Origin of the sequence: Ruegeria sp. HKCCD6428, assembly GCF_013110595.1 — a bacterium.
Classification (GTDB): domain Bacteria; phylum Pseudomonadota; class Alphaproteobacteria; order Rhodobacterales; family Rhodobacteraceae; genus Ruegeria.
In genome coordinates this window covers 219,128-244,842 of record NZ_WVQX01000001.1, presented here as the reverse complement: position 1 = coordinate 244,842, position 25,715 = coordinate 219,128, and the positions used below count along the sequence as shown (strand labels likewise).

General features: G+C 58.9%; 21 protein-coding genes and 1 riboswitch. Of the genes, 5 read left to right on the top strand and 16 right to left on the bottom strand.

Translation table 11 applies throughout. The features are described from left to right. Positions 1–81 precede the first annotated feature (81 nt). A complete protein-coding gene (locus GS620_RS01180; RefSeq protein WP_171170634.1) occupies positions 82–984 on the top strand; it encodes a DMT family transporter in 903 nt (300 codons plus the stop codon). Here GS620_RS01180 and glmM read toward each other — a convergent pair. The 9 genes from glmM to GS620_RS01135 form a co-directional block, all read right to left on the bottom strand. Continuing rightward, entirely contained in the window at positions 981–2,324 is a 1,344-nt protein-coding gene (gene glmM / locus GS620_RS01175; RefSeq protein WP_171228515.1) for a phosphoglucosamine mutase, read from the bottom strand. The two genes, GS620_RS01180 and glmM, sit on opposite strands and share 4 nt — an antisense overlap. A 33-nt stretch (positions 2,325–2,357) precedes the next feature. After that, positions 2,358–3,356, bottom strand: coding sequence for a dihydropteroate synthase (folP, locus tag GS620_RS01170; protein WP_171613667.1), 999 nt, complete (start codon positions 3,354–3,356; stop codon positions 2,358–2,360). Beyond that, positions 3,353–4,273: a dihydroneopterin aldolase gene (locus GS620_RS01165; RefSeq protein WP_152457620.1), complete on the bottom strand. Its 921-nt coding sequence runs from the start codon at positions 4,271–4,273 to the stop codon at positions 3,353–3,355. The genes folP and GS620_RS01165 overlap by 4 nt, the downstream gene beginning before the upstream one ends. Positions 4,274–4,374: 101 nt before the next feature. Next, a complete protein-coding gene (locus GS620_RS01160; protein WP_171613665.1) occupies positions 4,375–5,748 on the bottom strand; it encodes a multicopper oxidase family protein in 1,374 nt (457 codons plus the stop codon). Positions 5,749–5,821: 73 nt separating this feature from the next. Beyond that, a complete protein-coding gene (locus tag GS620_RS01155; protein WP_152457618.1) occupies positions 5,822–6,463 on the bottom strand; it encodes a cell wall hydrolase in 642 nt (213 codons plus the stop codon). A 187-nt stretch (positions 6,464–6,650) separates the two neighbouring features. Continuing rightward, entirely contained in the window at positions 6,651–9,191 is a 2,541-nt protein-coding gene (locus GS620_RS01150; protein ID WP_152457617.1) for a putative PEP-binding protein, read from the bottom strand. Positions 9,192–9,280: 89 nt separating this feature from the next. Beyond that, positions 9,281–11,551, bottom strand: coding sequence for a glycine--tRNA ligase subunit beta (gene glyS, locus GS620_RS01145; RefSeq protein ID WP_171613663.1), 2,271 nt, complete (start codon positions 11,549–11,551; stop codon positions 9,281–9,283). Positions 11,552–11,560: 9 nt separating this feature from the next. Beyond that, entirely contained in the window at positions 11,561–12,769 is a 1,209-nt protein-coding gene (gltS, locus tag GS620_RS01140; RefSeq protein ID WP_171613661.1) for a sodium/glutamate symporter, read from the bottom strand. 8 nt (positions 12,770–12,777) lie between these two features. Then, entirely contained in the window at positions 12,778–13,299 is a 522-nt protein-coding gene (locus tag GS620_RS01135) for a DUF6446 family protein (RefSeq protein WP_171206866.1), read from the bottom strand. 78 nt (positions 13,300–13,377) lie between these two features. On the opposite strand from GS620_RS01135, the gene GS620_RS01130 reads away from it, so the two are divergent. Beyond that, complete coding sequence (locus tag GS620_RS01130) at positions 13,378–14,010, top strand: MarC family protein (protein ID WP_171206867.1); 633 nt, start codon at positions 13,378–13,380, stop codon at positions 14,008–14,010. Positions 14,011–14,018: 8 nt separating this feature from the next. Here GS620_RS01130 and GS620_RS01125 read toward each other — a convergent pair whose 3' ends face one another. Further along, entirely contained in the window at positions 14,019–14,948 is a 930-nt protein-coding gene (locus tag GS620_RS01125) for a glycine--tRNA ligase subunit alpha (protein WP_152457612.1), read from the bottom strand. A gap of 206 nt (positions 14,949–15,154) precedes the next feature. Between GS620_RS01125 and GS620_RS01120 the strand changes: the two genes are divergently transcribed. Beyond that, complete coding sequence (locus GS620_RS01120; RefSeq protein ID WP_171613659.1) at positions 15,155–16,894, top strand: serine protease; 1,740 nt, start codon at positions 15,155–15,157, stop codon at positions 16,892–16,894. A gap of 52 nt (positions 16,895–16,946) precedes the next feature. Here GS620_RS01120 and GS620_RS01115 read toward each other — a convergent pair whose 3' ends face one another. Together GS620_RS01115 and GS620_RS01110 are read right to left on the bottom strand one after the other, a co-directional pair. Next, positions 16,947–18,521, bottom strand: a complete 1,575-nt coding sequence (locus GS620_RS01115) for a 5-guanidino-2-oxopentanoate decarboxylase (RefSeq protein WP_171613657.1) — start codon at positions 18,519–18,521, stop codon at positions 16,947–16,949. Further along, the gene (locus tag GS620_RS01110; RefSeq protein WP_152457609.1) at positions 18,521–19,969 is read right to left on the bottom strand and encodes a TrkH family potassium uptake protein; all 1,449 of its coding nucleotides are present in this window, start codon (positions 19,967–19,969) and stop codon (positions 18,521–18,523) included. Before GS620_RS01110 ends, GS620_RS01115 begins: the two co-directional genes overlap by 1 nt. Positions 19,970–20,229: 260 nt before the next feature. Here GS620_RS01110 and GS620_RS01105 point away from each other — a divergent pair, with 260 nt between their 5' ends. Beyond that, entirely contained in the window at positions 20,230–20,736 is a 507-nt protein-coding gene (locus tag GS620_RS01105; RefSeq protein WP_171613655.1) for a hypothetical protein, read from the top strand. Positions 20,737–21,078: 342 nt separating this feature from the next. Here the strand turns inward: GS620_RS01105 and folE2 are convergent, their stop codons facing one another. Continuing rightward, positions 21,079–22,182: a GTP cyclohydrolase FolE2 gene (folE2, locus tag GS620_RS01100; RefSeq protein WP_171613653.1), complete on the bottom strand. Its 1,104-nt coding sequence runs from the start codon at positions 22,180–22,182 to the stop codon at positions 21,079–21,081. A gap of 232 nt (positions 22,183–22,414) precedes the next feature. Then, positions 22,415–23,620 (bottom strand): O-succinylhomoserine sulfhydrylase, encoded by a 1,206-nt coding sequence (gene metZ, locus GS620_RS01095; protein ID WP_171613651.1) that lies wholly within the window; start codon positions 23,618–23,620, stop codon positions 22,415–22,417. 62 nt (positions 23,621–23,682) lie between these two features. Further along, positions 23,683–23,760: riboswitch (SAM riboswitch) on the bottom strand. A gap of 121 nt (positions 23,761–23,881) precedes the next feature. Between metZ and GS620_RS01090 the strand changes: the two genes are divergently transcribed. Beyond that, a complete protein-coding gene (locus GS620_RS01090; RefSeq protein WP_171613649.1) occupies positions 23,882–24,580 on the top strand; it encodes a glutathione S-transferase N-terminal domain-containing protein in 699 nt (232 codons plus the stop codon). Positions 24,581–24,649: 69 nt separating this feature from the next. Here GS620_RS01090 and GS620_RS01085 read toward each other — a convergent pair whose 3' ends face one another. After that, the gene (locus GS620_RS01085; protein ID WP_171119571.1) at positions 24,650–25,036 is read right to left on the bottom strand and encodes a hypothetical protein; all 387 of its coding nucleotides are present in this window, start codon (positions 25,034–25,036) and stop codon (positions 24,650–24,652) included. A 225-nt stretch (positions 25,037–25,261) separates the two neighbouring features. Next, a complete protein-coding gene (locus GS620_RS01080) occupies positions 25,262–25,654 on the bottom strand; it encodes an OB-fold nucleic acid binding domain-containing protein (RefSeq protein WP_152459842.1) in 393 nt (130 codons plus the stop codon). Positions 25,655–25,715 lie beyond the last annotated feature (61 nt).

Below are 25,715 nucleotides of genomic sequence, written 5' to 3'. Positions count from 1 at the left end.
TGAACAAAGGTTCGGCAAGGCACATAAACAGCCGGTCAGGGTTAATTTCTGGCGCACCCGCGCGTTCCGACAGGACAATCAATGGTTCAACAGCCGACAAAACAGGACTGGAGCGGCGTCTTCACGCTTGGCCTGATCTGGGGCGCGACCTTCATGGTCGTTGCCATGGCACTTGAAGGGTATGGCCCAATCACCGTTGCCACCTCACGAACTACGCTGGGCGCAGTTACCCTGTTGCTGATGATGAGGGCGACCGGTCGCAAGCTGCCGGTTCTGACGCCGGCGCTGAGTGTTTCGATTGTCCTTATTGGCGTGCTGTCCACTGCCGTGCCATTCATGTTGCTGAGCTGGGGGCAGCAATTTGTGCCATCTGCCTTTGCGGGGCTGTCCATGGCTGCCATCCCGCTGATGGTGCTGCCGCTAGCGCATTTCTTCTCGGATGAACCACTGAACCTGCGCCGGTTTCTGGGGGTGTGCCTTGGCTTTTCCGGGGCCCTGGTTTTGATCGGACCCGGCCTTGCACAATTGGGCCAGGGGGCAGAACCCGTCGCGCAACTGGCCTGCATCACGGCAGCGCTGTGTTACGCAAGTTCATCCGTGCTGACGCGACGCTGCCCGCCGGTTGACCCTTTGGTGCTGGCTGCCCTGACACTGGTTGTCGGCGCCGTGCTTCTTCTGCCCATAATGCTGCTCACCGAGGGGCTGCCGACCTGGCAAGGCCCACGCCCGACAATCGCCCTGATCGTTCTGGGTTTGCTGCCAACCGCGTTTGCCACCCTTTTGCGCGTTTCGATCACCCGCAGCGCCGGGTCGGTTTTCCTGACATTGGTGAATTACCAGGTGCCGATCTGGTCGATGGTGTTCGGCGCATGGATCCTGTCCGAGGCCCTGCCCCTGCGCTTTTTCATCGCTCTGGCCCTGATCCTGACCGGCATGGCCATCAGCCAGTGGTTCGGCCTGCGAAAGGTTTTGTTCGGGAATTAGCTTGTGGCGGCTTCGACCTCTGCCACGATGCTGTCGACAACTTGGGTCAGCAACCCATCATCTTCGCATTCAGCCATCACGCGGATCAACGGTTCGGTCCCGGATTTGCGGATCAACAACCGGCCCTGCCCGTTCAGCCGTGCCTCGGCATCGGCAATGGCCGCCTGTACACTTTGAACCTCCAACGGGGTTTGATCGCTGGAATAACGTACATTCTTCAGCAACTGCGGCACAGTTTCGAACTGTTTGGACAGATCCGACGCCTTGCGCCCCGACAGAACCATTTCCGCCAGGAAATGCAGGCCTGCCATCAACCCGTCACCGGTGGTGGCATAATCGCTCATCACGATATGGCCGGACTGTTCCCCGCCAAGGTTGAACCCACCTTCACGCATCCGTTCGACCACGTAGCGATCGCCGACGGCCGTTCGCTCCAGACGCAAACCCTGCGCTGTTAGGTGGCGTTCCAGACCCAGGTTGGACATGACGGTCGCGACCAGGGCGTCGCCCTTCAACTGGCCCGATTTCTTCCATGCCGTCGCCAGCAAAGCCATAAGCTGATCGCCGTCAGCCACCTGGCCGGTTTCGTCGACCACAACCACCCTGTCCGCGTCGCCGTCCAGACATATGCCCACGTCGGCGCCATGCGCGACAACGGTTTCTGCGGCCAGTTGTGGCTTGGTCGATCCGCAGTTGAGATTGATGTTCTTGCCGTTGGGCGCGATTCCCACGGGGATCACTTCTGCGCCCAGCTCCCACAGAACCTCTGGCGCGGTGCGGTGGGCTGCGCCGTTCGCACAATCGATCACCACCTTCAAACCATCCAGACTGACGTTCCGCGGCAACGACGACTTCACACGTTCGCCATAGCGAAACCGTGCGTCGTCAACCCGGCGCGCCCGGCCGATATTCTGCGCCTGGGCGGGTCTGACGCCTTCGTCGATCAGCCTTTCGATCTCGACCTCGGCCTGATCGGACAGTTTATAGCCGTCCGGCCCAAAGAACTTGATTCCGTTGTCTTCGGCAGGGTTGTGGCTGGCCGAGATCATGACGCCCAGATCAGCCCTCATGGACCGCGTCATGAGGCCAACGGCGGGCGTCGGAACGGGCCCCAGCAGCAGCACGTTCATTCCAGTGGACGTCAAACCGGCCGTCAGCGCGTTTTCCAGCATATAGCCGGACAAACGCGTATCCTTGCCGATGACAACCCGGTGCACCCCTGTCGCGTCCCGTCGGAAATACCGCCCGACAGCGGCCCCGATACGCAACGCCATCTCTGCCGTCATCGGATGCGTGTTGGCGGTGCCCCGCACCCCGTCGGTTCCGAACAGCTTGCGCATAGGTGTCACTCCGTGATTTGCCGTGCGACCGGATTACCGGACAGCAGCCCATAGGCGCAAGGCCTGAGAGGTCTCGGCCACGTCATGAACGCGGATGATCTGCACGCCCTGAGACAATCCTGCCAGAGCCACCGCAATTGATCCCGGCGCGCGGGCAGTCTTGCAAGGCTCTTTTCCGATGGCGCCAATAAAGCCCTTGCGCGACACGCCCAACAGGATCGGGCAGCCCAAGCCGTGGAACAGGCTGAGATTGCGCAAAAGGGTCAGGTTGTGATCCTCGGTCTTCCCAAACCCGATCCCAGGATCCACAACGACCTGATCGCGGCTCAGGCCAAGACGTTCCAGCAACGCGATCTGGCCTTCGAGAAAATCGTAAACATCCAGCAATACATTGTCGTATCGAGGATTGATCTGCATCGTCGCCGGATCACCCTGCATGTGCATGACACAGACAGGCACACCCTGCGCGGCACAGAACGGCGCCAATCCGGGATCGAAGGTGAAGCCCGAGACATCGTTGACCAACCCTGCCCCGGCATCGCAGGCGGCCTTGGCGACATCTGCCTTGCGTGTATCGATGGAAATCAAAGCGCCTGTTTCCGACCGGATCGCTTCGATCAACGGGCGGGTTCGGGCGATTTCTTCCTCGGCCGAGACAAAATCCGCACCCGGGCGGGTGGACTCTCCGCCGATATCCAGAATCGTGGCACCCTGCGCCACCATATTCACCGCAGCCACGCGAGCAGCGTCCACCGAGCTGTGAACACCGCCATCCGAGAAACTGTCCGGCGTGGCATTCAGAATCCCCATGATATGAGGCACCTGCATATCAAGGCCCGTCACGTCAGCCCGCAGTTGGCTCAAACGGCTCAGGTAATCTGACGGAACGTCCGAGGCCGCGACGATTTCGGGTTCGGACCCGCGCCGCAGGGCCTCGACATGAGTGAACCAAAGGGGTTGGCCCGCCAGCGGCACAGCGCCTGTGGGACGGGTCGCTCCATGCTGGACCAGTGGTCTGAAATAGGTTCTCACAGCTGGGCCTGATCCACCGCAACAGCGCGCAAGGGTGTTTTGGGTTCCGTCGGCAATGCGCCGCCGATCACCATCATTTCGCTCGCTTCAAAGGTCGCCGCGAACCATGCAGCCAGCGCCACGGCATCCGACGGGGCGGCAGAGGGGCCGTCAACGGCATCCAGTACGATCTTGGATGGCGCCCAGACACAGATCTGGCCATTCTTCATCGCCCAATCCAATTCGGTCCGCGTTGAGACCACCACACAGCGATGGTCCCGTGCCGCCAGAACCCAGGCATTCTGTTCAATTGCCAACAGGTCAATTCGGCGTTGCGTCATCGCATGACCCGTTTGCGGAGCGGCCAGGTCGGACGCCCCGACACACAGGATCAGCGGGCGCTGGCGGTTCTCCAACTGATCGATCCAACCCTTCAGGTTTTCCGAGGCGATGGCGTCATTCGACAGGAAGACAAGGCGGGGATGCGGGCGTTCTTCTTCGGCCACCTCATGATGGACCGAGTCTTTTCCGCGCACGATCTCAACCCCCAACGCACCCGGGCCCCGATCCAGTTTTTCGATGCGAACAAAGACTCTTACAGCCTGAGGTTCAAGCAGGATGCGTTCCGCAACGCGTTCGGCCAATGTCTCAAGCAGGTTCAGGCGCTCGGCCGCCAGCTCATAGGCGATGGATTCCGTTACGCGGTCATATGACAGGATGCGATCCACATCATCATCAATCGGGTCCGTCAGAGGTCGGACTTCGACCACGATGTTGAAGCAGATCCGCTGGGTTGTTCCCCGCTCGGCCTGGAAGGCACCGATTTCGACTTCGACGATATGGTCGCGCAACGAGATACGATCCAACGGCCCCCGAGGAGACGTCGCCTCGGACCGTTCGGACGGGTGTGCGAATGCCAGACGGATTTCAGAACTCATGGGTCAGGCCTTTTCGGGCTCGTTGCATAGTTTGCCCACTATAGGCGTTGCGAGGGCCTATAGCATTCAAACAAGCGCCATTCCAACCGCCGAATGCGGCGTCACGAGACCCGAAACCAGCTCATCATCCCGGACGCGGCGTGCCCCAGCATATGGCAATGCAGCAACCAGTTCCCCGGATTGTCCGCGATCAGTGCGATTTGGCGTGTCTGTCCCCGCCCGACCAGAACGGTATCACGCCAGGGGCCCAGAGAGCCATCGTCCATGATCAGCCGGAAGTGATGCCCGTGCAGATGCATTGCGTGCGGAAATGCGGTTTCATTCACGAACTCGATCCTGTGCAAACTACCGACGGCCGCATCCAGAAACGGATCTTCGGGGCGCTCGGCGTAACCGTTCAGCGCCCAGAATTTGCCCAATTGCGCCAGCTCGCGGCCCGACAGTTCCGTATCACCCAGCCGGGCGCTTTCCAGCCAGCGCATTGCACCACCTTGCAGAACCATCTGGTGCGTTCTGGCATGTTGAAGAATCCCGATCTTAGGCAAAGGGTTAGGCGGCAATGCTGACACGCCCTGTCTGTGCGCCCCGGCAGCGTTTCCACCGACCTCGAACCGTGCCAGCCCAAAGGAACCATCTCTTTCGACGCTGACCAGGCTTGCCGTTTCGCCCTCGGTGACGACATCCACAATCAGATCCGCACGCTGCGCAGGTGCCAGCGGGAAAGAGCCCGACAGCCGCAGTGGTGTTTCCAGGGGCATTCCATCCAAGGCGACGATCCACCCCGAAAGACCATCAAGATCCAGATCAAATATCCGGGCATTGGAGGCGTTGACCAATCGCAGTCGCAGTCGCTCGTTTCTGCGTACCGCAAACGCGGGATCGAATGATCCGTTGACGGTCAGGATGTTCCCAATCCGACCTGCATGGCTCAGATCATGGCCATTGTCGAAATCATCCGTTATCTGCGCGGTCTCAGGGTTCAACCGCCAATCATCCAACATCAGCACCAGATCCTGATCGACATCCGGTGCCGTGGCCTCTGCAACGATCAGCGGCCCGTAAAGCCCGCGGGCAACTTGTTCCATCGACTGGTTGTGCGCGTGGTACCAATAGGTGCCCGCATCCGGGACAACGAAATCATAGTCAAAAGTGCCGCCCGGTTCGACAACATCCTGCGTCAGGCCGGGCACACCATCCATGGCGTTATCGATGCGTATTCCGTGCCAATGCACCGATGTGGGTTGGGGAAGGTCATTCACCAGCTTGCGCTGAACGCGTGCGCCCTGATCGACCTTTATGATCGTACCGGGGACTGTGTCACCGTAACTCCAGACCGTCGTGTCAGGAAACCCATCGGGCGCAACGCGCTGTCGGCTCAGACGCGCCTTGAGCGGCGGATAACCAGCCTCGGCCGCGACCGGCAAAATGGCGACTGCGGCGGCTGTTTTCAGAATGTGTCGTCGGGTGAAAAGCATTACGGGCCTCCTGGCCCGTAATATAGACTGCGACCTGCCACGCGCCATCAAGCTTCCAGCGCGGGTGCGTCAATCAGTTGCTCGCTGTCCGATAGTTGTGGCGGTAGAAAATGTGCACACCGATCCGCGCAGTCTGTTTATAGACCCGCGACCAAGATGGCCGAACCGCGGTCGTGTGGTAATGGGTCGCCCCTTCGGTCAGCTCATGGCCGATACCATCAATGGCCGCCCGAGCGACCTTGGACACGCGCTCATAGGCTTTCTTCTCGTGGATGACCTCTTTGCGACCGTCACATGTATAGGTGAACTGGCACTGGTATTTCTTGCCGGTGCCCTGGCGGATCACACCACACAGTGAGCTTGGAAAGCGGCTGCTTTTGACCCGGTTCAGAATGACCTCGGCCACCGCAAACTGACCACGCACGCTTTCGCCTCGCGCTTCGAAGTACAGCGCCTCGGACAGGCACTTCCAGTTTTCGTCACCGGTCGCCTTGGGCTGTTGGTCAAGCCAATCCTTGGAGTATGTTACTTCAACAGGTTTGGCCGCCTTGCGCGGCTGGAACAGTTTGAAATAGTCGCGAAAGCTTTGCGCCGGCAATTCGCTGCGGGCGACAAGTTCTTTCTTTGCAGTATCAATTGCTTCCCTCTCGGCGAAGGACGCACTCGGCAGCACGGTTGCCGCCATTGTGGCAACAGCCATTATGTAACGTAGCATCAGATAACCTCGCACAGGCACTTCACGCGCCATACCCTCCCCCGGCGGGCGCGACGAGGCATCTAACGCAATCGAGCGCAAAGGTCCAGTCTTTCGGAAAATGCAAGTGGAATCTTGCCCGCAGCGAAGATAAATTTCGCCTGCGAGTGTTCTGATAACCCACTAATCCTTGGGTTTTCAGCCCCTGTCAACCCCCAAGTCTGGAGGAAATCGCCAGTTGAGCGGCAGCCAGCCGAGCGACAGGAACCCGGAACGGCGAACACGAAACATAGTCGAACCCCAAATCCCTGCAAATGGCGATTGATTCGGGGTTTCCGCCGTGCTCTCCGCAAACCGAAAGGGTTACATCCGGTTTCGCGGCTCGTCCCCGCTCGGCTCCCAGCTTCAGCAATTCCCCGACCCCATCCGGATCAAGAACGTGAAACGGATCTTCGCCGAAGACACCCTGGCGAACATAGGCGGACATGAACCGGCCGGCATCGTCGCGGGACAGACCATAGGTCATCTGCGTCAGGTCATTGGTACCGAAACTCATGAACGCGGTCTGCGGGGCGATCTCTTCCGCGCGCAGACAGGCACGCGGGGTTTCAACCATCACACCCAGCCGATATTCAAACTCCTGCCCTCGTTCTGACGCGACCGCTGCCGCCACCGAATCGATGCGGGACTTGACCAGTTCGACCTCTCGTTTCGCAGAGACCAGCGGGATCATCACTTCGGGCACGACCGGGGCGCCGTTCTTTCTGGCATCAAGCGTGGCTTCAAAGATCGCGCGCGCTTGCATGTCATAGATTTCCGGCACCGTTACGCCCAGACGAACGCCGCGCAAACCCAGCATCGGGTTGTATTCAGTCATCGCATTGACCCGGCGTTCGACATCGGAAACCGGCAAATCCAGCGCCTCGGCCAATTCCCGTTGACCGCTGCGCGTGGTGGGCAGGAACTCGTGCAAGGGCGGGTCGAACAGGCGAATGCAGACAGGCTGCCCTTCCATGATTCTGAACAGTTGAACAAAGTCTTCGCGTTGCATCGGAAGCAAACGTTCCAGCACAGCCGCCCTGCCCGAGGACGTTTGCGCAAAAATCATCTCGCGCATCACGATCAGACGACCGGGTTCAAAGAACATATGTTCCGTCCGGCACAGGCCGATCCCCTGAGCCTGAAAATTGCGCGCCGTCTGCGCATCGGCCGGCGTGTCGGCATTGGCGCGGATGTCAATATCACGCTCGGCATCGGCCCAGGCCATCAATGTCTGAAAACAATCATCCAACGCGGCCTCAAGCATGGCAGGCTGCCCTGCCAGCACCTGACCGGAACTGCCATCGATGGTTAGAACATCGCCGGTTTTGAAAACACGACCATCGGGTGCGGTCAGCATCTTCTTTTTGGTCTGGAACCGCATGTCTGAGGCACCAACGATACAGGGCAGGCCAAGTCCACGACCAATCACGGCAGCGTGGCTGGTCATGCCGCCCTTTTCCGTCAGAACCGCCACGGCGGCATGCATCCCGCGCACATCCTCGGGCGAGGTTTCGCGGCGGACCAGAACGCAGGCCTCTCCGCGCGCGGCACTGGCCTGCGCTTCTGCGGATGTAAACACGATCTTTCCGGTTGAGGCGCCCGGGCTGGCGCCGATGGCCGTTGTCAGAACATCACGCCGCGCTTCCGGATGGACTTGCCGGTGCAATAGTTCATTCAACGCATGGGGGTCCACACGCATCACCGCCTCTTGCGGCGGTATGATCCCGTCTTCAGCTAGACGAACGGCGATCCGCATCGCCGCGCGCGACGTTCTCTGAACCCGGACGCCATCCAGAATGTGCACTTTGCCGTTTTGAATGACGAACTCGACCTGCATTTCTTCGCGCAGTTTTTCGCGCATCAGCGCGGCTTGTTCTTTCAACTCGGCAAAGGCTTTGGGTGCGACTTCTTCAAGCGACGGTCCTCGCGGGTCTTTTTCAAGAAACAGCGCGGCCACATCTTCGCCCAGCGCATCCCGGCCCTGGCTCTGGCTCAGGTAGCGCCCCGTGATCTGCGGCATTCCGGTGGTCGAGTCGACCAGTTGAAGCACGCCTGATCCGCATTCACCCTGCCCGACGCCCGGGATCATCTCTTGAATGACAAGCCCAAGACCGGCATCTGCCGGGGCACCCTTGGCCTGCCGCAGCAGCCGGGCGGATGTCCCGTCCCATGCGCGGGCCATCGAGCGTAAAACCCCGATCAACTGCTCACCCCGGTCCTGCGGGAAGGCTTCATCCGTTTCATCTTCGTAAGCGCGCAGGGAATGGCGCAGGCCTTCGCTGCCATCCATGTCGATGTCATCGAACACATCCGCGTCCAGCCGCGCCACGTGGATCGCATAGCTTTGAACGAACCTGAGATACAGCGCAGCAGCGGCCTCTGCCCCCATGGTATCGGACAGGTCCACATAGCGGGCATCATTCATGCCAATGTTCAGAACCGCACCGGGCCCACCCCAATCGGGATCTTCAGAACTTGGTCGGACGCACAGCAAGGTCGTGGGATCGAATTGCTCAAGGATCGCGTCAAGGTTCGGAACATCTCCTTCCGCAATCTGATGGACCGCATCAAACGACAAGGCGACGGTCCGGGGCACCGGCAGGTCCAGTCGGACCAGCCGTTGCAGACACTTGGCCCGCCCGCCATGGGTATGGGCCGTGACCGGAGCATCGGATGTAATGAGCGTGGTATGCGGATTATTCTGCACTGCAGCACCTTTTGATTTGCGTGCAGCATAAGCGCTTGCGCCCTTCGTGCAAGGGCGTTGTGGGCACGCATCACTGCGTGCCCGAGGTTTTAACCTTCGATCCGCGACAGATCGGCCACGCTGGAACAAACCTGCCTGATCTGACTGAGCAGGTTCAACCGGTTACGACGGATCACGTCATTGTCGGTGTTGACCTGTACGTCCTCAAAGAACGCATCCACCGGCCCGCGCAGCCCGGCCATCGCCGCCATTGCAGTTGGGAAGTCTTCGGATTTCAGGGCCACGTCGATTTGCGTCTGCGCCCCATCCAAAGCCGCGAAAAGCGCCTTTTCGCTGTCTGTCTCGGCAAATTTCACATCCGCACCGTAGGAGTATTCGACGCCGTCCTTCTCCTCGGCCTGGGTCAGGATGTTGTTGGCCCGCTTGAACCCCTGCACGAGGTTTTCGCCATCCTCGGTCGCGATCACGGCATTCAACGCGCGGGCACGTTTGACCAGCAAGCTGAGGTCGTCATTGCCCTCCATCGCGATGCACGCATCGATGATGTCGTGGCGGATGCCCTCGTCACGCAGAAAGACTTTGAGGCGGTCGTGGAAGAAGGAGAGGAGGTCTGCAATCAGTTCGGCATGAGGTGTAATTCGGCTAAAATCCTTGGAATTCAGCGAAGTAAACGTCACCTCACCAGCATAGAATTTCCGCACGATTTCAGCGTCTTCCCGACGACCTTCTTCACCATCAGGATGGTAAACTACATCACCCCACCCCCAAACTTCATCACCTTCATGTTCTCCGTCAAGAAGCCCCGCCCTTTGAGAACGAACCATCGATCTAACTGTAGTCAGATAAGAGAACTCAATGATAGAGGACAACGGTGCAACCACACCATTCTCCAAAACCAACCGGATAACCCCCAACGCAGCCCTTCGCAGCGCATACGGGTCCTTTGACCCGGTCGGTTTCTCATCAATGGCCCAGAACCCGGTCAACGTGTCCAACTTGTCGGCCAGCGCCACGGCAACCGACAGTGGCGCGGTCGGCACATCATCCGACGGCCCCAGCGGCGAGTAGTGTTCCTGCGCAACAGCAGCCACCGCGGCATCCTCGCCGGCGGCTTCGATGTAATACCGCCCCATGAACCCCTGAAGTTCGGGGAATTCATAGACCATCTCTGAACTCAGATCGGCCTTGGCCAGACGCGCGGCTTTCTCGGCCTGATCCGGGTCGGCACCCGTCACCGGGGCTAGTTCGCGGGCCAGCGCGGCGATGCGCTCGATACGTTGGGCCTGAGTGCCCAGCTTGTTGTGAAAGGTCACGTTCTCCAGCGCGCGGGTCCATTGGGTGATGTCCGATTTGGCAATACGCAGGTCGTTCTCCCAAAAGAACTTGGCATCGGCCAGACGCGCCGACAGCACCTTTTGGTTGCCGGCCAGAATGGTCGCGCCGTTATCGGTGGTTTCGCGATTGGCGACGGTGATGAAACGCTCGATCCGGCCGGTCTTGGGGTTCTTCACCGAAAAGAACTTCTGATGCTCTTTCATCGAGGTCTGCAACACCTCGGGCGGCAATTCGAGGAATTCCTCGTCGATTTTCCCCATCAACACCACAGGCCATTCCACCAGCCCGGCAACCTCGGCCAACAGTCCCTTGTCTTCGACGATTTCCAGACCGGCGGCAAAAGCCATGTTCTGCGCATCATTCCAGATGTGTTCGGCACGTTCATCCTGTGACAGCAAAACGAATGCGCGTTTCAGCTTGGCGGCATAGTCCTCGAAAGACGTAACCGAGAACCGGTTGGGGGCCATGAAACGATGACCGGCCGTGGTGTCACCGGAACGAATGCCATCGACCTGCATCGGAACAACCTGCGCCCCTGATTCATCCGACAATATGCACAGAATGGAATGCAACGGACGCACCCACCGCAGACTGCCACTGCCCCAACGCATGGATTTGGGCCATGGGAAATTGCGAATGGTGGCTTCCAGCACTTCGGCAATGATCTCGGCGGCCGGGCGGCCCGGTTTCTCGATGGTGGCGAAATAGACAGCGCCCTTGGGTGTCTCACGCTCTTCCAGTTGGTCGCGGGTCAGGCCCGCGCCGCGCAGGAAACCTTCGATCGCCTTGTCCGGCGCGCCGACCTTGGGCCCTTTGCGCTCTTCCCGGATTGTCGGGCTTTGCGCCAGCAGACCTTCCACCGCCAGTGTCAGGCGGCGCGGTGTGGTCAGTGCGGCCGCGTTTGAATAGGTCAAACCGGCCTCGACCAGACCATCGGTAATCCGCTTTTTCAGATCCTCACCGGCACGGGTTTGCATCCGCGCAGGAATTTCTTCGGAAAACAGTTCGATCAGCAGGTCGGGCATAGTCGGTCCTTAGAAGTTCACAATCGTCTGAATGACGATGGCATTGGCGATATCCACAAAGAAGGCGGATACAAGGGGCAGCACGATAAAGGCAATAGGCGACGGCCCATATCGCTTGGTTACTGCCGTCATATTTGCAATCGCCGTGGGTGTGGCGCCCAGGGCAAAGCCTCCGAAGCCCGCTGCCAGCACCGCTCCGCGATAATTCGAGCCCATCAGGGGAAACAGTACCCAAATCACAAAGACGACCGTAAACACCGTTTGCGCCGTCATGATCACGGCAATTGCCACACCCAGTTCCGCGATGGTCCACAACTGCAAGCTCATCAGTGACATTGCCAGAAAGGCACCAAGAGCAAATTCAGACAGCAATGCCAGCGACGGTGTACGCGCAACCGGCGGCGCGGACGGAGCGATGGCCGCCCGGACATTCGAAATCACGATGCCCATGATCAGACAGGGCACAAACAGCGGCAGTTTCAGCCCAGCGGCCGAAATCGCCTCGCCCAGCGCATAGCCCAGAATAATCGCAAGGTTCAGATGCAGCAGCACGCGCATGATTGTCACATGGTCAATTTCGGTGGCCGCGGTCGTTTCTTCCGGCAGTCCGACCGTATGTTCTTCGTCAGGTCGGTCCGGCGACAGACCTCGTGTTTCCACCAGAAGACGGGCGATGGGCCCCCCCACCAGCGCAGCAAGCACCAGTCCGAGCGTCGCCACGGCAACGCCAAGTTCGGTTGCACCGTCCAGACCCGTTGCGCTGGCAACTTCGGGTGCCCATGCGATTGCGGTTCCGTGTCCACCAATCAACGCGGCCGAACCGAACAGAACGCCAGCTTGCGCCGGATAGCCAAACAAGGAAGCCCCTGCCGCGCCGATAACGTTCTGCGCAACAATCGTGACAAGCGTCAAAATCAGAAGGATCAACAAAGGCTTACCACCGGCAATCAAGTCAGAAAGCCGCGCGTTCAGTCCGATCCCGGCAAAGAACAGAACCAACAGAGCGTCCCGGGTCTGCAACTCGAATGACAGTTCTACATTGGCAAAGAGATACAGAAGCAAAACCACGAGCGAAGCCAAAAGGCCGCCCGTGACCGGTTCAGGAATATTGAACTGCCTCAGAACTGCGACTTTGCTGTTGATCCGGGCGCCCAACAAATACACCGCAAACCCCAGAGTTGCAGTAATGAAGTCCGGGATCAAAACGGCGTCAGCCATGGTTTTCCTCAGTTTTCAGGGCGTTTCGGGCACTCCTCACCCACCACCGTACCGTCATAGGCTTTTTCACCGCAGTTGTTCAACGCGTGCCAGACATATCCCTTGCCATCCCTTGTAATCGCCACGATCCGGTCGACGCCGAAATGGATGTTCTTCTCACTCAAAAACGCCTGCGCCTGCCCCGATTTCAGCGCATCGCCCAGCAAAACGGCGTCGTAACAGTCAAACCAACCAGGCGCGGTCAAGGGTTCGGGGTTTTCAACAGCAATAAACTCGGCCATCTGATCCGGCTTCAGATCCGTTTCAAAACAGCCTCGGTAGCGGATCGGAGAACTGTCTGCATCGATCGCCTGAAAGTCCGAATAGGTGATTGGGACAGGCGCATCGCTTTGGTCCGTCATCAGGACCACGTCCTGGCCGGGCTGCGGTTCGACCTCATAGTAGAAACCGTAAATCTGCAAATAATACATTCCGGCCCCGGCCACCAAGGCCGACAACAACAGAACAATTGCCAGCAGTTTTCCCGTCATGTTTCAGGCTGCCTCTTTCAAGTTCTTGTAAAATAGGACAGGTTTCGTCCGGGTACAGGCATCAATGAGGTCAACACCATGGAATCCACGCTTGCTGTCGGTTTTTTCGGCGCATTGTTTGCCATCATGAACCCGGTTTCCAACCTGCCGGTGTTTCTGAGCGTCACTCAGGACCTGCCTGCCGCCGACCAGCGCAAGATTGCGGTGAAGACGGTGATCTATTGCCTGATCCTTGGCGGTGCCTTTGCGCTGGTCGGAAGTCAGGCGCTTGGCCTTTTTGGCATCAGCGTCAATCACCTGCGCGTCGCCGGCGGCCTGGTCGTTATGATGATCGGCCTCAACATGCTGAACGGAAACGAAAGCACCTCTCATCATGGAACAAAAGGAGAGAAGGAAGCTTACCCCGAAACCGATACGGTAGCCTTTTACCCGCTGGCCTTTCCCATTCTTGTGGGCCCCGGCACGATAACCACCCTGATCCTGTACGCACATCAGGTTAAAACCACGGTCGAGGCTTTTGTTTTTATGGGAGTATTTCTTGTCGTGGTCGGTCTGCTTCTGATCACGTTCTGGAACGCCGCCTGGCTGGCTGAACGCCTGTCCAGCAACGCGCGCGTGATCATGAGCCGCTTCATGGGTATGATCCTTGCCGCCATTGCCGTCAGCATGATCGCAGACGGGCTCAAGGCGCTTTTGCCCGGGCTGGCCTGATTGCCTCATCAGGCCTGAAACCCGGCGGCCTCGGTCTGCACGAACGCATCCGCACATTGTTTGGCCAACGCCCGGACGCGCCCGATATAGGCCTGCCGTTCGGTCACCGAGATCACGCCGCGCGCGTCCAGCAGGTTGAAGATGTGACTGGCCTTGATGCATTGATCATAGGCCGGGTGCGCCATGATGATGCGTTTGCCCGTCTTCGGGTCCACATGCTCCTGGCTCAGAATGGCGGCGCACTCGGCCTCGGCCTCTTCGAAGTGGCGCAGCAGAACCTCGGTGTTGGCCACGTCAAAGTTCCAGCGGGCATACTCCTCTTCGGTCTGCTTGAAGATATCGCCGTAAGTCAAAGGACTCGGCGACTGGGGGTCATTGAACGGCATGTCCATCACGTGATCAATGCCCAGCACATACATGGCCAGACGCTCCAGCCCATAGGTCAGCTCGCCTGATACCGGCGCGCAGTCATGGCCGCCAACCTGTTGGAAATAGGTGAACTGGCTGACTTCCATTCCGTCACACCAGACTTCCCAACCCAGACCCCACGCGCCGAGCGTCGGGCTTTCCCAGTCATCTTCGACAAAACGGATGTCGTGCAGGTCCATGTCGATGCCAATCGCCTCGAGGCTTCCCAGATACAGCTCCTGCAAATCCGGTGGGCTGGGTTTGATCAGCACCTGGTACTGATAGTAGTGCTGCAACCGGTTCGGGTTCTCGCCATAACGCCCATCCGTCGGGCGGCGTGACGGTTGAACGTAAGCCGCAGCCCAGGCTTTCGAGCCAAGCGCGCGCAGGGTGGTCGCGGGATGGAACGTTCCGGCCCCGACTTCCATGTCATAGGGCTGTAGAATGGCACAGCCTTTAGAAGCCCAATAGGTCTGAAGCCGCAGGATGATCTCCTGAAATGAACGCGGTGCGCTGGTCGGTTCGGTCATGGCATTCCCTCTGGGCGCCTTTGCGCCCGGTTCCGGTCGGTTTTGCCCTTCCTATGCAAGGGGCAAAGGGGCGTCAACGGGGCTTGGGGCCAAGCCTGTATCTGCAGGGCCACACCGTAAATTCCCCGCATTCGCGGCATGGCTTTTCGCAAATGAATTCGCGTATTCTGCGCCAAAGCACGAACACTGCATAAGACGGGCAGACTATGACACGCGTATTTTCAGCAATCCTATTGTTTCTTCTGGTCGGCCTGCGCGCCGCAGCCGCACAACAAGATCCCGGCGTCTGGGTCCAGGTCGAGGCGCGGCCCTCGCTGCGCGAAGCGCAGGAACGGGCACAGGCCTATGCCAGCGCTTTGCCGGACGTGAACGGGTTTCGCCTGAACAGCGGCTGGTACGCGATCGTGATCGGCCCCTATGCGCGGGCCGACGCCGAACAGGTGCTGCGCGTCTATCGGGCGGAAGGCCAGATCCCGCGCGACAGTTACATCGCGTTTTCCAGCGCGATGGGGCAACAGTTCTGGCCCATCGGGGCAAACGTTCTGAACCGTGGCGCCGTCGCGGCACCAATTGAACAAGCGCCACAACCGGAAGAGGCTCCGGCAGTCGCCACACCACAGGATTCGGATGAAGCCCGTGCGCAGGCGCTTCAGTCCGAACGTCTGTTGACCGCGCAGGAACGCAAGGATCTGCAAACGGCTCTGCGCGCGGCGGGGTTTTACAACTCGACCATTGATGGTGCGTTCGGGCAAGGCACCCGCCGATCGATGAGCGATTGGCAGCGCTATAACGGGTTTGACGCCACGGGCGTTCTGACGACGTTGCAGCGCAAGGCCCTGATGGATGAATACAACGCGCCGCTGATCTCTGTCGGAATGGAGCGGTATTCCGACGACAAGGCCGGGATCGTGCTCGACATGCCTCTGGGCGCTGTTAGCCTTGATCGCTATGAGGCCCCCTTCGCACATTTCAAAAGCAGCTCTGACCTGAACGCCAAGGCGCTGCTGATCAGCCAGGAGGGGGACAAGAACACGCTCCGCGCGCTTTACGAGGTGATGCAATCGCTTGAGATCGTTCCACTGAATGGCCCTCGTGAACTGGGCCGCGACTGGTTTACCCTTGAAGGACGCGGCAACGGCAAAGTGTCCTTTACGCAAGCGCAATTGGCCGATGGAAAAATCAAGGGCTTCACCCTTGTCTGGCCCGAAGGAGACGAGGCACGTCGCCTGCGAGTTCTGTCAGCGATGACGTCCAGCTTCAGCACGACGGATGCGGTTCTGGATGCCGCCGCCGGTGCTTCCGCAGAACAGCGCATCGATCTGGTGTCGGGCCTTCAGGTCCGCAAGCCTCGGCTGACGCGCTCTGGTTTCTTCGCGGATGAGAACGGGACAGTACTGACGGTTTCCGAGGCAGCGGAGAGCTGCACGCGGATCACTCTGGATGGTGATCAAGAGGTTCAACTGGCCCTGACGGACCCTGAACTTGGCGTGGCGGTCCTGCGCCCTGCAAAAACGCTCGCCCCCATGAGCGTCGCCGCGTTCAGTGCCGCCAAGCCGCGCATCAAGTCGGAAGTGGCCGTGTCAGGCTTTTCCTATCAGGGCGCATTGGGTGGCCCCACGCTGACCTACGGGCAGGTCGCGGACATTCGTGGGCTGAGCGGTGAGACCGGCGTCAAGCGTCTGGCGCTGAACGCCCAACCCGGTGATGCAGGCGGCCCGGTCTTCAACGACAGCGGCAACGTCGTCGGAATGTTGTTGCCCACACCGTCCGAAGGGCGCACCCTGCCCGCTTCGGTCAGCCTTGCGGCCACCGTTGATCGGTTGACCGAAATTCTTGCAGAGGCCGGAGTTTCCGGTCAATCGAGCGAAGAAACCATACAGATATCACCCAATGAGTTGAACCGGCGCGCAACCGGCATGACGGTTCTGGTTCACTGCTGGGATTGATCAGACAGCACCTCAGCAAAAAAGCGCCGCATGAAAGTGCGGCGCTTCTTCGTTACAGAATATCAGGTGTCACGTGGATCAAGGTCGGCACAGGCGCATCGAATGCGGCCCTTACTGCACTTTGCATCTCTGCCACATTCGAAGGCGCCGAGGAGCGCGCACCAAAGGCTTCGGCAAGATTGCAGAAATCGGGATTATGCGCCATGACCGCGTTGGGCGCGATCTGGCTGCGCACCATACTGTCCTCGATTTCCTTCAGTTTGCCATTGTCCCATAGAATGATCGGAAGCGACAATCCCAACTCAACCGCCACGCCCAGTTCCTGCATTGTGTAATGGAACCCGTAATCCCCGGCGATAACCGCCGTGGGTTTGCCGCGCCGGGCAACCGCCCCGCCAATACCGGCGGGCAACCCATAGCCAAGAGTGCCAAACCCCGTCGGATGATGCCAGTGATGAGGATAGGCCATGTCCCATACCTCTTTGGCGACATAGGCAAACTGCGTCATGTCCGAATAGATCATGGTGTCGGCCGGCATGGCAGCGCGCAAAGCATCCGCGATCGGCACGATTCCGGGCCGCTCTGCATCCACCTCGGCACGCCAGCGGGCGCGCATCTCGGCGACTTCCTCGGGCGACCAGCCTGTTGCTGGTTTCATGTCCTGAGTTGCGTGCCACAAGGCGCGGGCAAAGCTCTGGCTGTCGACTTGCAGCTTGATGGCGGCGCGATGGCGATCCGAAAGAACCTCGGGGTCGAGGTCGACGCGTATCAAGGTCGCCTTGTGCCCCAAATCCTGCCGCCACAAATCGACCTCGCCCAGCTCGGCCCCGACCGCAACGACCAGATCCGCCGACGCGATTACCTCGGCGCTGCCGGGACGCGGCAACATGGACCCGAAGTCCAGCGGATAATTTGCGCCCGGCAGCCCGCGCCCGGCATACGTGGTAAAACAGGCCGCCCCCAGCTGTGTCAAAATCTGACGCCAATCATTCGACCTGCATCCGCCGCCCAGGATGAACAGCGGCCTGCGGGCCAGGTTCAACATGGACACGACCGATGACACGTCAGGCGGCAAGGCTTTGGTGCGCAGCGCGGGCTGGTTGGGGAACGGCGCGGAGTCGGCCTCGGCCTGCAACTGCGCGATGGGCACCTGAATGTGCTTGGGGCGCGGGCGCGAAAGCTCAAATTCTTCAAACGCCCGTTCTATCAGCCCATAGGCAGCTTCGGCGGAGTTGGCCTGTACGGACCAATCCGCAACCGTACCGGCGGCAGCACGTTGATCTTTCATCTGGTGCAACTGACCCCGGACAGCCTGCGTTTCATCCAGACAGGAGGACAGAATCAGCATCGGAACCGAGTCGCTGTAGGCCTGTCCGATCGGGGTCATGATGTTGCACAAACCGGGGCCGGTGATCACATAGGCGACGCCGGGGCGGCCGGTTGCGCGCGCGTAACCATCAGCCATGAATCCGGCCCCCTGCTCGTGCCGGGCCAGAACATGCGTGATGCCGGCCTCTTCGATACCACGATACATTTCCTGGTTGTGGACGCCCGGTATACCGAAAATCACATCCACGCCACGATCCTTGAGCATATGCGAGATTTGCGCGCCAAGGGGTCTTTTCATCAGCCTCTCCAGAATTGAACGGTGAAGATCGCGTATACCGCTAAAAGCTCGAGCCGCCCGACCAGCATTCCAGTTGTAAGCAGCCATTTGGCCGTATCGTTGAGACCAGCAAAATTACCCGCCGGTCCGATCTGATCGCCGAGACCCGGTCCAACGTTCGCCAGCGCTGTCGCGGCCCCGGAAACGGATGTGATGAAATCCAGACCTGTCAGTGCCAACGCCCAAGACAACACCCCCATCGACAAAACGAAGAACATGAAAAAGCTCATCACCGAGGTCAGAACGTCCCGTCCGACCGGCCTTCCATCATAGAGCGGCATGAACACGCCATGTGGGGACCTGATCCGTTTGATCTGGCTTTTGATTGAGGCGAACAGCAACTGATAGCGAAAAACCTTGATCGAACACGCAGTCGACCCCGCGCATCCACCGATCAATCCGATCAGGAAAAACAGCATGATCGGAAAGCTGCCCCACCCCATGTAATCGACACTGGCATATCCTGTCCCCGAAATGATCGAGGTGATGTTGAACAGTGACTCGCGGAACGCCTGTTCCCAATGATGCGGAAAGACCGAGGTCAGAAAGACTGACATGATGACAACCAGAACCAGAATGGTCGCCAGAAATGCCCGGATTTGACTGTCTTTCCATAACGACGCCGTATGACCATTGGCCAACTGGACATAGCGCACAAAGGGAAGAGCCGCCAGTATCATGAAGACGGATGCAGCATATTCGGCCGGGCCTGAAAATGTTCCAAACGAGGCATCATAGTTCGAAAAACCGCCCGTGGACACCGTCGTGAAAGCATGCACTAACGCGTCAAAAAAGCTCATCCCAAACGCGGCATAGACCAGCACGCACACAAGAGTCAGGAAGACGTAGATCAGGGAAATCTGCCCCGCAATCTCCTGCGCGCGAGGCAGGATTTTCCCCATGGTTTCAAATCCTTCCGAGCGGAAGATTTGCATGCCACCAACCCGCAATTCGGGCAGGAATACCATCGCGACGACGATGATACCGATGCCTCCCAGCCATTGCAGGATACCGCGCCACAACAAAAGGCCCTTTGGCAGCGTGTCCAACCCTGATATTACGGTCGAACCGGTCGTCGTAAGGCCTGACATCGCCTCAAAATAGGCATCGACAAAGCGCAGCTCGGTTTCACCGAACAGAAACGGGATTGCACCAAACACCGGCAGCGCGACCCAAACACCGGTTGTCAGCAAAAAGGTCTGCCGGATGGTCAGCCCCTCGCCCACACCGTTCGAGCAACTCATCGCCAGGACGGATCCGGTCAGCATTGTGATTATCGCGCTTTCCAGGAACACATTCCATTCGCCGCGACCTTCGATAATGTCCGCGAGCATAGGAAACAGCATGGTCGCCCCTAGAATGGCGACCAGCAAGCCAATCACATATCCGACCGGGCGAAGATCCATCATAACGCGCAGCGTTGGCGCGCCAGCCCGACCGTGTCAAGCAGATGATCCCGGTTTACGTGTCTGTTTTGGTATCTGCCCCCGGCATTGCGGGCGGTTTAGACGGCGGTCGCGTTTTGCGCGCCTGCGGTTTTGATTGTTCTGCCGACGCCGCAGGTTTTGACTGCGCAGCATCGGGCGCCGACTTCTGAGGTTCTGCTTTGGGCGCAAGGGGCGCGGTTTTTGCTGGGGTCGAAACGGTTTTTTCGATAGGCTTAGCGGCTTTGGCGCGCGCAGCAGGTGCCTTGGTCGCAGAAGCCGCCGGTCTGGTACGAGGTCTTTTTGCCGGGGCCGAAGCGCCTGAGGAAGACGTGGTTGCAGTCGCGTTCCGCGCAGCCGGTTTGGCGTTTTTTGCAACAGCTGCGGCCGGTTTCGATTCTGTTTTTGGCTGCGGCGCCGGTTTGGGTGCTGGTCTTGGTGCGGGCTTTGCTATCGCCGCAGGTTCAGCCTTTGGCGTGACGGCGGCGCGCGGCTTCGCGGAAAACTCCGCAGGTTTGGGCTCAGGTTTGCCGGCGGTGACCTTCGTTACGGTTTTTTTCACTGCTGCGGTCTTTTTGACGGCAGATTTTTGCACACGCGGCGCAGTGGCTTTTGCCTTGACCGTCGTCTTTTCCACCGGCTTTTGCGGGGACGCCGCAGCCACGTGCAACGCTTGCACAGGAGCCATCGGCAATTCGAACGCTGAACGGGCCACGATCTGCATGATCTTCATCTGGTTGACCATTGCGTAACCAGCCATGCGAATTGCCGCAGCTTGAAACTCCAGCGGTTGGGTAATCGGATTCATTACATGCTTCTCCTGTAATAACGATGCAGCCCAAATGTGATGGATAAAACGCCTTGCCCTCTTCGATTTCTCGAACGGTGGTCGCGGTCTTGCAGTCCAAGGCGTCTCACGTCTCGGCATCCTTTTCGGGGCGGCCAGCCAATCAAATGGCAAGCATCCAGCTGCTGCATTCACGATAGATATACAACAAACGACTGCGCAAATGCAGCATTTTTGCTGCATTGCGGCAAAAGAACGCCTACCGTCGTAATCTCTGATTAAATCCTAATCGCTTACACGGCGGTATTCACCCAACGTGAAACAAAGTGTTGAACAGTCTTGGATCCAAGCTGGATGCCGCAAAGGTTGGGCCTTCGGTCAGAATCGACACAGCGTCGTGGCTATGCAGGCTTTCCTGATGGCTGGCTATTATCCGGAAATCACCAACATGATGATCTGCCAGCAATTCAGCGCAGAACAAGCGCGCCGCATCTTCGACAAAAATCGGATTGGCTGCGTTCAACTCGGCAAAAGCCTGTTCGTCTTCACGTTTGACCATGACCTGAGTTTCGGTCGGCACCGCGCGTCGGCACAACCCGATCAGGTCTTCAAACCAAAGACAATCGGCATCGCAATCCACCACCACGGAAATCCGCGCGACAGATCGTTGCGAATGCGGTGTCGCCAGTTGTCCCCGCATGGCACGAGCATGTTCGCTCAACTCCAGAGAGCACGGGCAGGTCGAGGAATAGACATAGTCCAGATGCATGATCTTCTGGCGCACACCGCCCGACTCCACCAGTTCCAGAGCGATGTCGTAATACTGATATCCTTCCAGACCTGATCTCAGGCTCTTGACCTTGTCGGGGTAAGAAAACCGCATCTGAATACGTGCATCAAAGCTGTCCAGATCGGTCATATAGTCGTCAAGCGCCGCCTGCATCACTTCAAAGCTGAATGTACGCTCGGCATGTTTGTAAAAAGACCGCATGATCCGGGACATGTTGATGCCCTTTTTCTCGGCCTCAAGGCTGACGGTGCCCGTAACAGATGTCTCAAGCGTCAGGTCTTCCCCATCTTTCCGATGGAAACGGATCGGCAGGCGAAAGTTCGAGATGCCAACATGCTGAATCTGTTGCTTGGCACCGCGTATCAAGCTGGACGGGCCGTTTTGCAAGTCGGGCAACGACGCTCGGTAATCCGCGTCAACCGAGAAACCCTCCGGGTACTCGCGCGAAAGCGAAGGATAGTTCACCCGGGTCAGGCCGGGCACCAGCCGCGCAATAGCCGGATCCAGTTGGGTGATCTCGGATGCCGTCGCAGATTCCGCCCATTGCCGCAGAACTTTCAGGGCCTCGGCGGCTTTTTCCTGATCCGGGGTCTCATCAATGTCGCGCGGGTGGATGTTCATCGGCTGCGGTTCCTCGATTGGTCGTAGAAATATATACGACTGCAGGTGATTTACCAGTTTAACCCAATACGCAGGCAATAGCAGTCCGGATTGAAAAAACCGGCGCAAAACCGTCATTCTGCAACGAAATACGCCTTTCGCAGACACAAAGGCCAGGCTTCAACCGCGAACACCACCCGGAAAGACGCCGCGTTCACAGATAACGCGACGACCCCTAGTGGTAAGAGGCTTGTCACTGTGCTGCTGTTTGCTTCTGCGAAGCCTCCAATGCCTGCTGGATGTCTGCCAGCAGGTCTCCGGCGTCTTCCAGGCCAACGGAAAAACGGATCAGGCCCGGCGTAATGCCCAACTCGTCCTTCTGCGCATCGCTCAGACGCTGGTGCGTTGTGGTCGCCGGGTGCGTTGCGATCGACTTGGCATCGCCCAGATTGTTCGAGATCACAGGAATGGTCAGCGCATTGAGGAAAGCAAAAGCCGCGTCCTTGCCGCCCTTGATATCCAGGGACAACACGGTCCCGCCTTTTCCACCAAGTTGCGATTGAACCAGAGCATTTTGCGCGTGGGTCTTCAAACCGGGGTAAAGGGTGCGCGCCAACGCGTGATGCCCTTCCAGCGCCTCTGCGATCCTCTGTGCACTGTCGGCCTGCGCATTTACGCGCAGCGCCATGGTTTCCAGACCTTTGAGCATGACCCAGGCATTGAACGGGCTGAGCGCGCCGCCGGTATGCTTCAGATACGGCTCGACGGTTCCGCGGATGAAATCCCTGGTGCCGATGATGACGCCGCCCAGCGCACGGCCCTGCCCATCAATATGCTTGGTCGCCGAATAAACGACCACATCCGCGCCCTGTTCCATCGCGCGCGAAAAGACGGGCGTCGAAAACACGTTGTCCACCACCACAATCGCCCCGACGGAATGGGCCAACTTGGACACGGATGCGATGTCGATCACTTCAAGAGTCGGGTTCGACATCGACTCGAAGAAGACCGCCTTGGTGTCCGGGCGGATCGCTGCCTTCCATTGCTCCAGATCGGTGCCGTCCACAAAGGTCACCTCGACGCCAAAACGGGTCAGGATGTTTTCCAGAATGTACAGGCAGGACCCGAACAGTGCCTTTGCTGAAACAACATGGTCCCCGGCCTTCAGCATCGAGGTCAGCGCACCGTTCACCGCCGCCATGCCCGAAGCCGTCGCAAACGCATCCTCGCCACCTTCAAGGGCCGCAATGCGCTGTTCGAACATCGAGACCGTCGGGTTGCCATAGCGGGCATAGATGAACTCATCAGGGCCGCATTCCAGAAACCGGGCTTCGGCCTGTTCGGCAGTTTCGTACACAAAGCCCTGCGTCAGGAAAATCGCCTCGCTCACCTCGTTGTACTGACTGCGGCGGACACCGCCATGGACGGCTTGGGTGCGTTTGTTCCAGTTCTCGCTCATCTCATTCCCTTTCAGCCTCCGGCGGAGGCAAACAAAAAACCCCAGACGCGGCCAAGCGAAAGGGGTCTTTCATCCTGACCTTTTAGCGGTGTTGTTTAGCGTGGCCCGCAATCCGGTAACAAATCGCCACGTAGCTTTGGGATGGCAATACGCCTCGGGCGGTTTGCGGTCAAGCCCGGCTTGCGTTCGGTCACGCTTTCGTAAGCGGCCCTTGCCGAACCGGCAGAAACCCGCATGATCCCCCCAACATCAGGAGAACACATGGCTGACCCGATTGATCTGTATTTCTGGCCCACACCAAACGGCTGGAAAGTGTCCATCGCCCTGGAGGAGATGGGGCTGCCCTACACCACGCATCTGGTCAATATCGGAAAAGGTGATCAGTTCGACCCGCAGTTCCTGAAGATCGCCCCGAACAACCGTATGCCCGCAATCGTGGACCCTGACGGGCCGGATGGTGCACCGATCTCGGTTTTTGAAAGCGGGGCAATTCTGATGTATCTGGCCCGCAAGACCGGGCAGTTCTATGGCAAGACCGAGCGTGATCGGATTGCCGTCGAAGAATGGCTGATGTGGCAGATGGGCGGTGTTGGCCCGATGGCCGGTCAGGCGCATCACTTCCTGAAATACGCCCCGCAACTGAACCCGCCACAGGACCTGCCCTATGCCAAAGATCGATACCGGGCCGAGGTCGGTCGTCTGTACGGGGTGCTCGACAGACGGCTGGCCGAGAACGAATACGTTGCCGGAGACTTCTATTCGATTGCAGACATGTCGATCTGGGGCTGGGCCAGCCTGTGGGAAGGGCAGCAGCAAGTGCTGGATGACAAACCCCACTTTGCGCGCTGGCTGAAGACCGTCGGCGCCCGCCCCGGTGTTCAGGCCGGACGCGCTCTGCACGCAGAGCTACGAGGAGACAATCGTGACAAGCAGGCGCAGGAGGTCTTGTTCAAACGATGACTGCGTTGAAAACCCGTTTGGATTGATGCGGATCATCAGCCCTGTCCGCCTTGGCCACGGCAGGTTCGGCTAGCGAAACTTGAATTCGGGTTCCGCCGGGAAAGGCATCGGGGTGTTCCTCCAAGCTCCACTGCGCAGCGCGGCAGGATTTCTGTGGTCAACGCGCATCCGGGGCGTCAGGACAAAAGCCGCTTGCTTCTTCCCATCCGTTTCCCGCACCAAGCGTGTCATCTCTTTTCGCTTCAGACGCTGCAATTCCGAGAGGTATTTTTGGGTATTCCCAAGGTGTCTGCGCTCGAAAGAGTGGGCACTCAATGCTTCCTCGATCATTCTGGCGGTATGCACGTATCCTTTTGAACGCGTATGCTCCAACAGTTCGCCAAGGCGACCGGCAATCTGGCTCTCATCCAGCTGGACGGTTTTTTCGAACGATCCATTTCGTGTTACTTCGGGCATCTGAACTGACTCTGAGAAGATGTTGAGTAGCGCGCCGTCGCGCCTGCGTTCAGACACAGGCCGACGCATAGAGATGCCCGCAGTACTAACACGACATCAAAGAGTCGACCGACCAATGCCGAATTGGCGGGAAAGCGCCTTTGACCCAGCGTGATATGCGAGAACTTACCGACATTCATCGGCGCACAGGTCTTGCTGTGCGCAAGGCGGCAAGACAGCCGCTCGCTATTGTCCGTCACGGCAGGCCGCCCCTGCGCCCTGAACCAGCATATCCAGCATCCCCGAAATATCCTCGATTTCTTCCGCAATCACATGGGTCACTGAATGCGCCCGCTGCATCCGGCCCGTCACCTTCAGCAATCGCCCCGAAATCACCGCACGGCGGAACCGTTCGTAGATTTTGCGCCAGACCACCACATTCACGATCCCGGTCTCATCTTCAAGCGTCAGAAAGATCACGCCCTTGGCCGTCCCCGGCCTCTGCCGCAGGATCACAAGCCCGGCCACAGCCACGCGCGCGCCCTCGGGCGGGGAATCCAGTTGGCTGGAAGGCAGACAGGACGGCGGGCGCGGCCAATCCCGGTTTGAAACCACAGGGCGAATGGGTGTAACAAGCATAAGAACAAAAATAGAACAAACGACAAGAAAGTCCAGACACGGCGCGCTGAGTCGCAAATGA

Excerpts from the sequence above, each read along its gene's own strand:
- GS620_RS01115 (WP_171613657.1), bottom strand. The coding sequence starts at position 18,521 with ATGAAAAGACCCCTTGGCGCGCAAATCTCGCATATGCTCAAGGATCGT.
- GS620_RS01180 (WP_171170634.1), top strand. The coding sequence starts at position 82 with ATGGTTCAACAGCCGACAAAACAGGACTGGAGCGGCGTCTTCACGCTT.
- GS620_RS01130 (WP_171206867.1), top strand. The coding sequence starts at position 13,378 with ATGGAATCCACGCTTGCTGTCGGTTTTTTCGGCGCATTGTTTGCCATC.
- GS620_RS01135 (WP_171206866.1), bottom strand. The coding sequence starts at position 13,299 with ATGACGGGAAAACTGCTGGCAATTGTTCTGTTGTTGTCGGCCTTGGTG.
- gltS (WP_171613661.1), bottom strand. The coding sequence starts at position 12,769 with ATGGCTGACGCCGTTTTGATCCCGGACTTCATTACTGCAACTCTGGGG.
- GS620_RS01110 (WP_152457609.1), bottom strand. The coding sequence starts at position 19,969 with ATGATGGATCTTCGCCCGGTCGGATATGTGATTGGCTTGCTGGTCGCC.
- GS620_RS01155 (WP_152457618.1), bottom strand. The coding sequence starts at position 6,463 with ATGCTACGTTACATAATGGCTGTTGCCACAATGGCGGCAACCGTGCTG.
- glmM (WP_171228515.1), bottom strand. The coding sequence starts at position 2,324 with ATGCGCAAGCTGTTCGGAACCGACGGGGTGCGGGGCACCGCCAACACG.
- metZ (WP_171613651.1), bottom strand. The coding sequence starts at position 23,620 with ATGAGCGAGAACTGGAACAAACGCACCCAAGCCGTCCATGGCGGTGTC.
- GS620_RS01160 (WP_171613665.1), bottom strand. The coding sequence starts at position 5,748 with ATGCTTTTCACCCGACGACACATTCTGAAAACAGCCGCCGCAGTCGCC.
- GS620_RS01085 (WP_171119571.1), bottom strand. The coding sequence starts at position 25,036 with ATGCCCGAAGTAACACGAAATGGATCGTTCGAAAAAACCGTCCAGCTG.
- GS620_RS01090 (WP_171613649.1), top strand. The coding sequence starts at position 23,882 with ATGGCTGACCCGATTGATCTGTATTTCTGGCCCACACCAAACGGCTGG.
- GS620_RS01165 (WP_152457620.1), bottom strand. The coding sequence starts at position 4,273 with ATGAGTTCTGAAATCCGTCTGGCATTCGCACACCCGTCCGAACGGTCC.
- glyS (WP_171613663.1), bottom strand. The coding sequence starts at position 11,551 with ATGCCCGACCTGCTGATCGAACTGTTTTCCGAAGAAATTCCTGCGCGG.
- GS620_RS01080 (WP_152459842.1), bottom strand. The coding sequence starts at position 25,654 with ATGCTTGTTACACCCATTCGCCCTGTGGTTTCAAACCGGGATTGGCCG.
- GS620_RS01120 (WP_171613659.1), top strand. The coding sequence starts at position 15,155 with ATGACACGCGTATTTTCAGCAATCCTATTGTTTCTTCTGGTCGGCCTG.
- GS620_RS01125 (WP_152457612.1), bottom strand. The coding sequence starts at position 14,948 with ATGACCGAACCGACCAGCGCACCGCGTTCATTTCAGGAGATCATCCTG.
- folE2 (WP_171613653.1), bottom strand. The coding sequence starts at position 22,182 with ATGAACATCCACCCGCGCGACATTGATGAGACCCCGGATCAGGAAAAA.